This is a genomic window from Agreia sp. Leaf283 (assembly GCF_001422485.1).
Lineage (GTDB): Bacteria > Actinomycetota > Actinomycetes > Actinomycetales > Microbacteriaceae > Agreia.
Window position 1 is genome coordinate 1007677 of sequence record NZ_LMNF01000001.1, and the last position, 11903, is coordinate 1019579.

The following is an 11903-nucleotide window of genomic DNA, read 5'->3' on the forward strand; positions in this document are numbered from 1 at the left end:
GTCGGGTTCGTCGCGTTCGTCGCGTTCAGAGGTAGAGCTCGGCGGTGTCGAAGGCCGCGAGGTCGTCGAGGATGCGGGGCTGTTCGTCGAGCAGGAGGCGTTGCGTAATGCCTCGAACGACGCGCGGGATCGCGTGCTTGTGCCCGCTGATCGAGGTGGAGTGGGGCCCCTGGCTGATGAAGCCCAGCCCGCTGAAGGCGAAGACGCGCGAGACCCAGTCGTGAGCGTCGTCGACCGGGGTGAACTCGTACGACGGGCCGAGGTAGGGGTACTGCCCCAGGGCGTGGTCGGTCGCATCGGTCTGGCCGGCCTCGCCGTTCTCGCCACTACCGCCGGCGAGGTCGGGCCGCCGCTGGCTCCAGCGCGAGACGAGCGGGGCGAGCGTCTGCAGTTCCGCTCGGTTCTCGAGCTCGACTCGCAGCCCCGTCGCGCAGATGAGGTGGTCGAACACGAACGTTCGCTGCGGGGTCGTCACGTGCACGGTCTGCCCCACCTGCTCGACGGAGACGAGTGGCGACGACGGATGCATCGCGAAGCCGGGCATCGCGTTCGCGGCCCGGTAGCCCGACTCCGCCGGCGGCTGGTCGACGCGCTTGATGAAGCGCGCGATGGCGAAGCGGGTCTCGTCGGACAGGGCAGGGTAGTGCCCCATCAGAGCGGCGGTCTCGACGTGTCGGAGCGGGTTGACGCGCGGGAGTGCCGCGCGCCGGAAGAGCAGGTCGGCGCTGGCCGCTCCGGCCGCGAGGGCCGATGCGGCATTGTCGAACGCGGATGCGCCGTGCCCGATCACGCCCACGCGAAGTCCGGCGAGCGCGGCGAAGTCGATGTCACCGTTGGAGTGGCTCCAGAGCGCCGGTTCGACGGCATCCTGCACGATCGCCGGAGCCGACCAGCTGCCCGCGCCGTCATACCCGGTGGCGAGCACGACCGTGCGCGCGGCGAACGACCGCGGGCCGTCGGGGGTCTGGGCCTCGACGACCACGCCATCCGTGCCGTTCGATCGCACATCAGTGACAGTCACGCCGTTCTCGACCGGGATCTCGAGGGTCTCGCGATACCAGGCGAGGTAGTCGGCCCAGTCGCTGCGGCCGATCTGGTGCAGCTCGTCCCAAGCGGTCTGGCCGTGGCGGGCCACGTACCAGGAGCGGATGGAGAGCGAGGGCTGGCCGAAGTCGAGCCCGTTGAGGATCTTCGGCGTGCGGAGAGTCGACATGCGGGCGAACGTCTCCCACACGCCCTCCCGGCCGGGCGGGGCGGCGTCGACGAGACGGATGCGCGCGACGCCGTCGCGACGAAGCCCCTCGTAGATGCCGAGCCCGGATTGCCCGGCGCCCACGATGACCACGTCGTCGATGGCCTCGCCCGAGGCCGAGAGCCCCGGATTCGTCCAGACCCTGTCGGGATAGGCGAGTTGAGCGCGTTCGGCTCTCGCTCTCTCGGCCAGGGCGTTCGTCGCCGTTATGTCGTGTGCGCCGGGCAGCTGGTTCATTCGATTACTTGTCGAGGCCGATGGACGTGTCGATGAACTCGTTGGTCACGAGATCGTCGACCGTGAGGCCCGACTTGACCGGCGTTCCCAGCTTGTCGAAAATCGGGGCGACCTTCGTGAGCAGGTCGCCGACGCGGTCGGTGTCGAAGTCGCCGACCGTGTCGTTGTCGCCGTTGCTCGCCAGGCCCAGCTCGAGCTGCGTCTTGACCGAGTAGTCGGCGACGCCCTGCGTGTAGACCCAGCCGGTGTCGTACTGGTCGACGAGGTCGAGGATCAGGGAGTTCGCTGCGGCCGGATCGGCGTAGTAGTCGACTTCGGCCTGCTGCAGAACCGGCACGAGTGCGGTGAGGCAGGGCGAGAGGTCTTCGAGCTCACCCGAGCGCACGGCCATTGCCGAGATGTAGGGCTGGTAGCCCAGGTCGTGGATCAGCTGGTACTTGACCGGCTTGCCCCACGACGACACCTCGTTCTGGTAGATGTACGGCTCGGCCGAGGCGAAGCCCTGCTGCGCGTCCTTGCCGGCCGCCGCAACGAAGCTGGCCGGCGTTCCGTCGTAGCCGCCGTCGACCTGCTCGGCGGGGATGACGCCGGTCGACTTGAGGTACTCCATGTAGGTGTAGCCGTCGAAGTAGCGCACGATGGCGCCCTCGGCGACGACGTCGGGGATGGTCTCGGCGTCGGGATAGGTCGCCGGGTCCCACATGACCATGAGGGGGCTCTTGTCGAGCGGGGCGAACACCGCGGTCGTCGGAAGCGAGTCCGACACCTGCATCGCCTCGTCGCTGACGACGTAGCCCAGGGTGATGTCGGTGTCGGTGTACATCTGGCTCGACACCGACTGGAAGCCGATGGCCGGGCCGCCGGCGCGGATCTCGACATTGACTCCGGTGTACTCGCCCTTCGACATGAGCGGTCCCGAGACGAGCTTGTTGCTGGCGTCGATCGTGTAGTCGTCGCCGAGCAGCTCGTAGAGGTGGCCGTGTTCGGCCTCGGGGTTCCAGTCGGTCTGGATGACCACGTTGGCGGGACATCCGGCCGCCGCGAGGTCGGTCGAGCCGATCGCGAGATCGCTCGACGTGCTCGAGTCGGTGGTGCCGGATGCGTCGGTGCTGCAGGCGCTAAGGGTGACGGCCGAGAGGGCCACCACACTGGCTGCGATGAGCCTGGTTCGGGTGCTGCGCATGTCGTCTCCTGATGTGGATGAGTGGGGAGGTGGTGTGGAGCGGGTGCTGGGCGAGTGGTCATCAACAAGAATGTTGATAGGTTCAACACAATGTTGATAAAAGCTAAAGTAGTGTCGCGATGTTTCAGCCGTGTGACGGCAGAAATGCGGCGTGTAAATTTGGCAGCGACGCTCCTGTCGGCACTCCGCCGACGGATGCCGTCGTCTTCGATCCACTGAGGAACTCCATGTCGCCGAACGCAACCATCGACCCGCGGGAGTCGCCCGACCTCGGCAACCGGATCCGCAGCATCCGGCGCCAACGCGGGCTGACGCTCGTCGAGCTGGCGAAGATGGCCGAGCTGTCGCATCCGTTCCTGAGCCAGGTCGAGCGGGGCCTGGCCCAGCCCAGCATCGGTTCGCTCGGCAGGATCGCGCGTGCCCTCGGCAGCAGCCAGGTCGAGCTGCTCGCCGCCGGAGCCTCGAGCACGGTGCCCCTCGACCAGCCCGCGCCGCGCGTCGACATCGTGCGCGGACGAGAAGGCTCTGAGGGTGGGTTCGGGTCGGGCCAGGGTCGCATCCTCGTGCGCGGCGATGTGGCACTTCTGCCGATGGATGTACGTGGCGAGAACTCGGAGTTCGGCGACTTCTTCCAGCACGACGAAGACGAGTTCCTCTATGTGATCGAGGGGTCGATCAGGCTCGATCTGGGCGACGACGGGCTCTTCGCATTGGAGACGTCGGACTCCGCCTATTTCAAGGGGGGAACCCAGCACCGTATCTGCTCGAGCGACGGCGAGCCGTATCGGATGATCGTGGTGAAAGAGGTTCTGAGGCCGGGCGCCTCGGGCTAGCTCGCGAGCACAAGGGTACTCCCGCGTTACGGCCGCGTTAATTCTGAGCGGTTCTCGTTCCTGTTCGGGAGCGCATCCAGTACCGCCTGAGTTTGCGGACTCCGGTGATGACCTGCGCGCTCGCATCCCCTCGATTCCGAATAGGCGCGCGGATTTTGCCGCTCCGAGTTCGCCCGGGAGTGCTGTCCCGCGGCAGCCTTCGAATTGTTTCGCCAATATTTCGGAGCACGAGCGGGCCCGAAAACGAAATTGACTGGCTCGACAGGTGTTGTTTACGCTCGCCATATCTCAAAGTGAGAATGCGATTTACACAATATGGAAAGTCTGAGAATGACGCCTGTCACCCTGTCTCCCGCCGGCACCGTGCGCGTTGCGACCGCGCAATTCTTCTCGGGCGAAGACGTCACCGCCAACCTCGCCATCGTCGTGGACTACATGCGGCAGGCCGCCGCCGCCGGCGCGAAGCTGCTGGTGACCCCCGAGAACTCGAACCGCGTTCGCACCTACTCGTCACGTGAAGACTGCTTCGACAAGAGCGAGACGCTCGACGGAGACTTCATCACCGGAATCCGCGCGGAGGCCGCGACGCTCGGCATCCACGTCGTGATCGGCGTCGACCTGCGTGCCGAGACCGCACCCGACGTCAACATCGCCCAGGTGCTCATCGGCCCGACCGGCGACATCCTGCATGTGCACCACAAGACGGTGTTCTGGGATTACGAGTACACGCTCTTCACGCCCGGCACGAAGCAGCTCGAGGTCATCGACACCGAGATCGGACGAATCGGCATGCTCATGTGCGCCGATGGCATCGTTCCCGAGGTTCCCCGCATCCTCGCCCTCAAGGGTGCCGAGATCCTGGCCAACTCGCTGAACTCCCGCGGCCCCGACGAGATGCGCGTGCACGAGCCGCTGCGCGCCATCGAAAACCATGTCTGGCACATCGCGGCCAACACGGTCGGCGGACCGGCCGACGGCTACCCCTGGACGGGCGGCTCGCAGGTCATCAGCCCCGTCGGCGACATCCTCGCCAACGCGGGCGAGACAGACGAGGGCATGGTGTGGGCCGACATCACGCCGGCGACCTCGTTCCCCAAGCGGCTGCGCGACATCGGCGACTTCGACGCGTTCCGCCGCCCAGAGCTCTACGCCGAACTGGTCGCGCCGCTCGACAGTCACGTCGTCGACTACGGGCCCGTCGCATCCGGAACCCCCGCCAAGCCTTTGGCCGTGGCGACCCTGCAGATCTCCTGGTACCACGCGCAGTCGTGGACCATCAGCCGCGCTGTCGGCCAGATCACCTACGCGGCGAGCCGCGGCACGCAGCTCGGCGTTTTTCCCGAACTGTTCTGCTTCGCGCCCGGCGAGGTCGAGGCCGACGTCCAGGCGGCGGCCGCCCTCTCCGAGAGCGTGCTCGAGACGCTTCTGGCTGCGACGAAAGAAGCGGGCATGTGGGCCGTCGTGAACCTCGTCGAACGAGACACCGCAGACGACGGCTCGCCCCGCTACTTCTCCACTGCCTACCTGCTCTCCGACACCGGCGAGGTCTTCGCCAAGTACCGCAAGGCACACCTCGGCGAGGCCGAGCGCGCCTGGGCGACGGCGGGCGACGAGTTCGTGGTCGCCGACACGCCGATCGGCGCGATAGGCCTGATGATCGGCAACGAGATCTGGATGCCGGAGATCGCGCGCATCCTCACCCTGCGCGGCGCCGAGGTGATCGCCCACCCCACCAGCTGGGATCGCGTCGAGGCAGCGACGCAGGCCGCGACCGAGCGCACCGAAGAGAATCGCACGCACCTCGTCTCGACCTCGCGCACCGACAACCCCGCCGTGCTCGGCAGCCAGATCGTGGTGGCCGACCGCTTCATCCCCGGTCAGCCCGTGGCGCTGATGCGATACCCCACGGCCTACGTCTCCCGCACCGGCTTCGAGGAGAACATCTTCCTCGTAGTCGACCTCATGGACTCGCACAGCAAGATGCAGGGCTTCCACCTCGACCCCGTCGGCACCCGCAATCCGGCACTCTACGACGCGTTCGTCGCGCCGGCGGTGACCACGTGATCATCCAGCCCCTCGTCTCAGGACTCGCGATCGGCGGCATCTACGCGCTGCTCGCCGTGAGCTTCCTGCTCACCTACCGGGTGTCGGGAGTGCTCAACTTCGCCCAGGGCGAGTTCGTGATGGTCGGCGCCTTCGTCGCGTCGACGGTCGCGGGCATCGCCGGGATCCCGCTGATCGCCGCTGCTCTACTCGGAGTCGGCGCCGCGGCATTCGCGGGCGTGGCCATGGAGCGCGTGACGTACCGTCCGCTGCGCAACAAGCCCCACGCATCCATGATCATCTCGACCGTGGCGGTCGGCATCGTGCTGACCCAGGCGGCGCAACTGATCTGGGGACCGAACCCGCGCACCCTGCCCTCGCTCGTGCCCAACGTCTCGATCGACTTTCTCGGCTCGCGCATCAGCACGGTCTCGCTCTTTCTCATCGTGATCTCGGCGGTGCTCATCGTGGCACTCCACCTGGTGCTGACCAAGACCCGCCTGGGACGCCAGCTGGAAGCGACCTCGGTCGATTCCGACACGGCGCAGCTCATGGGAATCCGCACCGGTCGCCTAGTGATCATCGCGTTCGCCATCAGTACGGGCCTCGCCGGCGTCGCCGGAATCCTCGTCGCACCCATGTTCTCCGTCACGGTCGGGCTCGGCGTGCTCATCGCCCTCAAGGCCTTCGCCGCCTGCGTCATCGGCGGCTTCGGCAATCTTCCGGGAGCGGCCATCGCCGCCGTCGGCCTCGGCGTGGTCGAGAACCTCGCCGGCACATTCATCGGCACAGACAGCAAGGACCTCATCGCCTTCGGGCTCATGATCGCCTTCCTGATCGTGCGCCCCCAGGGCATCTTCGGGGCCAAGGTAGGAGAGAAGCTGTGAACGCCTCGAAGCTCGCGATGCCCCAGTCCCCCACGCTGCCCACGGCCGCGCCCGTGCGTCGCACCCGCGCCACGACACTCGTCTCCTGGCTCATCTGGCCGGCGCTGCTCGTTCTCGTGATCGCCCTCGCGCAGGGCATCGACAACAACTACTGGCTGCAGATCGCGGTCAACGCCGAGATCATGGTCATCGCCGCGGTCGGCCTCTATGTGACCTTCGGGCTCAGCGGCCAGGTGTCGCTCGGCCAGGCCGGCTTCTACGCGATCGGCGGCTACACGACCGGCCTGCTCGTCACGACCCTCGGCTTCGACTTCGGGCTGGCGCTCGTGCTCGGCGTGATCCTCAGCGGTCTCGTGGGCCTCGGCCTCGGCATCCCGTCGCTGCGACTGCGCGGCAACTACCTCGCGCTCGCCACCCTCGGCTTCGGCCAGGTCGTGGCCCTGATCCTCGTGAACTGGACCTGGCTGACCGGCGGGGCCAACGGCATCCGCAATATCGTCGCCCCGATCGTGGCCGGCTTCGAGCTGAAGACCGTGCCCGACTGGGCCATGTTCATCGGAGTCGTCGCGGTGCTGTCGGTATTCGTCGTGACCCGCATCAAGAACTCCTCGTACGGCCGCGCGATGCAGGCCGTGCGCGACAGCGACGTGGCCGCTTCATCGATGGGCGTCTCGCTCAGCCAGGTGAAGGTTCTGGCTTTCGTGGTCGGCGCGATCTTCGCCGGCCTCGCGGGTGCCCTGAACGCCGGCTTCGTCACCTACGTGAGCCCGGGCACCTACGACCTGTCGCTGTCGGTCACCATCCTCGCGATGATCGTGGTCGGCGGGGCGGCCAGCCCCTGGGGCGCGGTGATCGGCGCGATCGTCCTCACCTTCCTCCCCGAGGTGCTGCGCCCGGTGCAGGAGTACTACCTGCTCATCTACGGAATCCTGCTGCTGCTCGTCGTGGCCTTCGCCCCCGGCGGCATCTGGAACCTGTTCCGGCTCGTCGGCTCGCTGCCGGCCCGCTTCAGAACACGCGCTCGAACGGGAGACCAGTCATGAGCCAGCTCGCCGCCACCACCAGCACCGACCAGGCGCTCGTCATCAGCGGCCTCACCCGCCGCTTCGGTGGAGTCACCGCCCTCAACGGGGTGAGCCTCGGCGTCGCCCTCGGCGAGACGCGCGCCCTCATCGGCCCGAACGGCAGCGGCAAGTCCACGCTGATCAACTGCGTCTCCGCGGTCGACCGCTGGGACGAGGGCACCGTGACCCTCGGCGGCGCCCCCATCAAGGGTCGCGACCCGGTGGGCGCCGCCCGCCGCGGAATCAGCCGCACGTTCCAGACGCTGCGCCTCTTCGATGAGATGACCGTGCTCGAGAACGTGATGGTCGCCATGCACCACGCACGCGGCTACGGCCTGTTCTCGGCGATCACTCTCGGCCCGAGATTCAGAAAGGCCGAGAACCGGATGCGCCACGAGGCGCGCGAACTGCTGGCTCTCACCGGCGTCGAACGCGATGCGGAACGACAGGCGGGCACGCTGCCCTACGGGCACCGCCGCCTGGTCGAGATCGCCCGATCGCTCGCGCTCAAGCCCACGCTGCTTCTGCTCGACGAACCGGCCGCCGGACTCAACGACACCGAGACCGCGCGCCTCGCGGAGCTCGTGCGCCGCATCGCGCGCCCCGACCTGTCGATCCTCGTCGTCGAACACAACATGGAGTTCGTCACGTCGGTCGCGAGCCAGGTCACGGTGCTCGACAACGGGAACATCATCGCCGAGGGCACCCCCGCCGAGGTGCGCGAGCACCCCGAGGTTCTGCGCGCCTACCTCGGATCGAGTGAGGACGACAAATGACCAACATCCTGGAGATCACCGATCTCGTCTTGAGCTACGGCGCGGCCGCCGCGGTGCGCGGGGTGACCATGCACGTCGCCGAGGGCGAGGTCGTCACCCTGATCGGGGCGAACGGCGCCGGCAAGTCGACCACCCTGAAGGGCGTCGTCGGATTGGTGAAGCCCGTCAGTGGCAGCATCCGGTTCGCGGGCGATGTCACGACCACCCGCCGCACTGACTGGCTGGCACGCCACGGACTCAACCTGGTTCCCGAGGGCCGACGCGTCTTCGCCGCCCTCACGGTGGCCGAGAACCTCGACGTCGCGGCGTCCGCCAGCAACCTGCACGGTGCCGCGCTCAAGGCGAAGATCCGCGAGATCTACGAGATCTTCCCTCGCCTCGAGGAGCGCCGCGACAGCCTGTCGTGGACGCTCTCGGGCGGCGAGCAGCAGATGCTCGCGATGGGCCGGGCTCTCATCGCCCAGCCGCGCCTGCTGCTGCTCGACGAGCCCTCGCTCGGACTCTCCCCCAAACTCGCCACAGAAGTGGTGCAGCTCATCAGCAGGTACAGCCGTGACCACGGCCTCTCCGTGCTGCTGGTCGAGCAGAACGCCCGTCTTGCGCTCAGCGCCAGTGACCGCGGATACGTCATGGAGACAGGACGCATCGTGGCCGAAGGGCCAGCTGCCGAACTGCAGGACAACAAGGAAGTCAGGAGGGCGTACCTGGGGTCGTAAGCCGCCGCCCGACTGCGCCGCCGACTCCCATCTCCACCCTCCCTATGCACCTCACATCGCTCATCCCGAAGGACAACACCTCATGGCACTGACCACCACCCGAAAGACTGCGGCGTTCCTCGCCGCGGCGACCACGCTCGTCGTGCTCGCCGGCTGCTCGTCGAGCGGCGACTCCTCGTCTGCGTCCGCCGACGGCGGAGACAAGGCCGACATCACCATCGGCGTCGCGCTGCCCACCACCGGAGGATCGGCCGTGCTCGGCTTGCCGATGGCGCAGGGCCTCGAGATGGCCGTGAAGGCGATCAACGCCGACGGCGGTATCGATGGCGCGAACCTGAAGCTCGTGCAGGAGGACAGCGGAGCCGACGACACCACCGCCCTCAACGCCTTCAACCGCATCACCAGCGAATCGCCCGCGGCCGTCATCGGCTTCCCCGTCTCGACGCAGGGCTTCGCGGTCATGACGCAGGTCGACCGCGCAGGAATCCCCGTGATCATGGGCGGCACCAACTCCAAGCTCGCCGCAGGCAGCGACTGGGCGTTCTCGATGACCTCGAGCGACGCCGTCACCACGACGGCCGCCGTGGAGTTCGCGGCCGAGACCCTCGGCGTGAAGAAGATCGCCCTGCTCCGCGAGAGCGGCGAGCTGGGAACCGGCGCATCCGAAGTCGTCAACGAGACGGCGGACGACCTCGGAATCGACGTCGTCGACGAGGAGATCTTCCAGTCGGGCGACGTCGACCTCGCCACCCAGGCCAACAACCTCCGCGGCTCCGACGCCGACATGCTGTTCGTCTACGGACAGCAGGCCGACTACATCGTCGTCGCCAACGCGCTCGCGACCGCCGGCGTCAAGCTGCCCACCTTCGTGGCCGGTCTGCAGGGCGGAACGTACGCCCAGCTCAATCAGGAGGGCTTCGAGCAGATCTACAACCGCAACCAGTGCGTTCCGTCGGCTGCCGTCGACAACGACCTCGCCGCGTGGTCGGCCGACTACGAGTCCGAGTACGGAGAGGCTCCCACCGAGTACGCGGCCATCGCCTACGACGGCATGAACCTGCTCGCCGACGCGCTCAAGACCGCGGGCACCGACCCCGCCGAGCTGCAGAAGGCGCTGCAGTCGCTGCCCTCGACCGAAGGCATCTGCGGCGTCCACGAAGGAACTGAAGACGGAAACCTGTCGTTCGGAGTGACCCTCGGTCACTATGTCGACGGCGTCTACACGACCGACGAGTCGCTCAGCGTCGACCCGAAGTGATCCACACCGTCATCTCGGGCGGCGCATCGGGTATCGGAGAAGCGCTGGCCCGTCGGCTGGCCCGCAGCGGCCAGCGCGTCTCCATCCTCGACCGCACCCCCTCGACCGCATGCCCCTGGTGGGCTGAGCTCGACGAGTCGTCGCGCGGAACCTGGGTCGTCGTCGACATCGCCGAGAGGGCGGCGGTGGCAGCGGCGATCGACGAGATCGCGTCCGTCGCCATCGACGGCCTGGTCACCTGTGCCGGCATCGCCTCCCGCGAGAACGTGCTCGAGGTGACGGAGGACGACTTCGATCGCACCCTCGCGATCAACCTGGGCGGAACAGTCGCCGCCGTTCAGGCGGTCGCTCGTCACCTCGTGGCGAGCGGCCGCCCCGGCAGCATCGTGACCGTGGCCTCGACCGCCGGCATCGGCTACGTCTCGGGCCTCGGACTCGCCTACCACGCGTCGAAAGCGGCCGTTCTCGGGGTGACCTGGTCGACGGCCGGGGACCTCGCGAAGCACGGGATCCGGGTCAACGCCATCGCCCCGGGCGTCGTGCGCACCCCGATGACCGTTCCGCAGCGCGACGCCCAGGGCGAGTCCCGCCTCGGCCGCCGCGCACCCGCCGGCAGGCTCGCCGAACCCGACGAGCTGGCCGCGGCCGCCGCATGGTTGCTGTCACCGGCATCCGGTCTCACCACCGGCCACGTGCTGCCGGTCGACGGCGGCCAGGTCGCTTCGGCGGGCGCCCCGATCACCGGCTACGAGCCCTCGCCCATCGACACCCGCGACAGCCCCCATCTCGCACGGAGGACAGCGTGAACCACGTACTCATCACCGGAGGAGCGTCTGGCATCGGCGCGGGCACCGCACAGCTGCTCGCCTCGACCGGCTCGCGCGTCTCGGTGCTCGACCGTACCTCTCCCGAGGGCATCGACTGGTGGAACGAGCTGGCGCCCGAGTCACGCGGGCACTGGGCCACGGTCGACGCATCCGACACCACCGCGCTCGTCGCGGCGGTCGCCGAGATCGCGGCCGACGAGCTGACCGGCCTGGTGGCCTGCGCGGGCGTCTCGGTGAAGGAGTCGTTCATGGACTCCGGAGTCGACACCTGGTCGACCACGCTCGCCGTGAACGTGCTCGCCACGGCGCTCACCTGCCAGACGGCCGCGCGGGCCATGATCGACGGAGGTCGCGGCGGAGCGATCGTGACCGTGGCCTCCACCGTCGCGTTCGGCCATGTCGCCGGGCTCGGCGCCCACTATCACGCCTCGAAGGGCGCGATCGTGGCCATGACCCGGGCGCTCGCGGGCGAGCTCGGCATGCACGGAATCAGGGTCAACGCCGTCGCCCCCGGGCTGGTGCGCACCCCGATGACCGAGTTCATGCGGCAGACGCAGGGCGAAGAGGGGCTGACCCTGCGCGTTCCGCTGCGCACCATGGCCGACCCGTCGGACATCGCCGACGCGATCGCGTTCTTGCTCTCGGCAGACGCGTCGATGATCACCGGGCACATCCTGCCCGTGGATGCCGGCCAGCTCTCTGTCGCGGGCATGCCGCTCGACGGCTTCCCCGACCTGCTCGTCGAACGCCACTGAACCGGCTGACCGACGAAGCCCGCTGAACCCATCACCCCACCCACTCTTATGAACCACAAGTTAGAAGGTGCC

At 68.0% G+C, this 11903-nt stretch carries 11 protein-coding genes; 9 read left to right on the forward strand and 2 right to left on the reverse strand.

Features of this window, described 5'->3' with window-relative positions:
- Nucleotides 1-25: 25 nt before the first annotated feature.
- Nucleotides 26-1489: an FAD/NAD(P)-binding protein gene (locus ASF51_RS04580; RefSeq protein ID WP_055925790.1), complete on the reverse strand. Its 1464-nt coding sequence runs from the start codon at nt 1487-1489 to the stop codon at nt 26-28.
- 4 nt (nt 1490-1493) lie between these two features.
- Complete coding sequence (locus ASF51_RS04585; protein WP_055925794.1) at nt 1494-2672, reverse strand: hypothetical protein; 1179 nt, start codon at nt 2670-2672, stop codon at nt 1494-1496.
- Between the two features lie 227 nt (nt 2673-2899).
- On the opposite strand from ASF51_RS04585, the gene ASF51_RS04590 reads away from it, so the two are divergent.
- The 9 genes from ASF51_RS04590 to ASF51_RS04630 all read left to right on the forward strand — a co-directional run bounded on the left by ASF51_RS04590 (nt 2900) and on the right by ASF51_RS04630 (nt 11831).
- Complete coding sequence (locus ASF51_RS04590; RefSeq protein ID WP_055925797.1) at nt 2900-3505, forward strand: helix-turn-helix domain-containing protein; 606 nt, start codon at nt 2900-2902, stop codon at nt 3503-3505.
- Between the two features lie 330 nt (nt 3506-3835).
- Nucleotides 3836-5569 carry a carbon-nitrogen hydrolase family protein gene (locus tag ASF51_RS04595; RefSeq protein WP_055925801.1) on the forward strand — a complete coding sequence of 578 codons (1734 nt, stop codon included), beginning with the start codon at nt 3836-3838 and terminating at the stop codon, nt 5567-5569.
- Nucleotides 5566-6435: a branched-chain amino acid ABC transporter permease gene (locus ASF51_RS04600; protein ID WP_055925804.1), complete on the forward strand. Its 870-nt coding sequence runs from the start codon at nt 5566-5568 to the stop codon at nt 6433-6435. Before ASF51_RS04595 ends, ASF51_RS04600 begins: the two co-directional genes overlap by 4 nt.
- Nucleotides 6432-7478: a branched-chain amino acid ABC transporter permease gene (locus tag ASF51_RS04605; RefSeq protein WP_055925807.1), complete on the forward strand. Its 1047-nt coding sequence runs from the start codon at nt 6432-6434 to the stop codon at nt 7476-7478. The genes ASF51_RS04600 and ASF51_RS04605 overlap by 4 nt, the downstream gene beginning before the upstream one ends.
- Nucleotides 7475-8275, forward strand: a complete 801-nt coding sequence (locus tag ASF51_RS04610) for an ABC transporter ATP-binding protein (protein ID WP_055925810.1) — start codon at nt 7475-7477, stop codon at nt 8273-8275. Before ASF51_RS04605 ends, ASF51_RS04610 begins: the two co-directional genes overlap by 4 nt.
- A gap of 5 nt (nt 8276-8280) precedes the next feature.
- Nucleotides 8281-8991 carry an ABC transporter ATP-binding protein gene (locus ASF51_RS04615; RefSeq protein WP_369797300.1) on the forward strand — a complete coding sequence of 237 codons (711 nt, stop codon included), beginning with the start codon at nt 8281-8283 and terminating at the stop codon, nt 8989-8991.
- Nucleotides 8992-9073: 82 nt separating this feature from the next.
- Entirely contained in the window at nt 9074-10249 is a 1176-nt protein-coding gene (locus ASF51_RS04620) for an ABC transporter substrate-binding protein (protein ID WP_055925816.1), read from the forward strand.
- Nucleotides 10246-11055, forward strand: a complete 810-nt coding sequence (locus ASF51_RS04625; protein ID WP_055925819.1) for an SDR family NAD(P)-dependent oxidoreductase — start codon at nt 10246-10248, stop codon at nt 11053-11055. The genes ASF51_RS04620 and ASF51_RS04625 overlap by 4 nt, the downstream gene beginning before the upstream one ends.
- On the forward strand, nt 11052-11831 hold the full coding sequence (locus ASF51_RS04630) for an SDR family NAD(P)-dependent oxidoreductase (protein WP_055925822.1): 780 nt from the start codon (nt 11052-11054) through the stop codon (nt 11829-11831). The genes ASF51_RS04625 and ASF51_RS04630 overlap by 4 nt, the downstream gene beginning before the upstream one ends.
- Nucleotides 11832-11903 lie beyond the last annotated feature (72 nt).

What these genes read in the sequence shown, in the direction of transcription:
- ASF51_RS04580 (WP_055925790.1), bottom strand. Translation starts at nt 1,489, where the DNA reads ATGAACCAGCTGCCCGGCGCACACGACATAACGGCGACGAACGCCCTG.
- ASF51_RS04585 (WP_055925794.1), bottom strand. Translation starts at nt 2,672, where the DNA reads ATGCGCAGCACCCGAACCAGGCTCATCGCAGCCAGTGTGGTGGCCCTC.
- ASF51_RS04590 (WP_055925797.1), top strand. Translation starts at nt 2,900, where the DNA reads ATGTCGCCGAACGCAACCATCGACCCGCGGGAGTCGCCCGACCTCGGC.
- ASF51_RS04595 (WP_055925801.1), top strand. Translation starts at nt 3,836, where the DNA reads ATGACGCCTGTCACCCTGTCTCCCGCCGGCACCGTGCGCGTTGCGACC.
- ASF51_RS04610 (WP_055925810.1), top strand. Translation starts at nt 7,475, where the DNA reads ATGAGCCAGCTCGCCGCCACCACCAGCACCGACCAGGCGCTCGTCATC.
- ASF51_RS04620 (WP_055925816.1), top strand. Translation starts at nt 9,074, where the DNA reads ATGGCACTGACCACCACCCGAAAGACTGCGGCGTTCCTCGCCGCGGCG.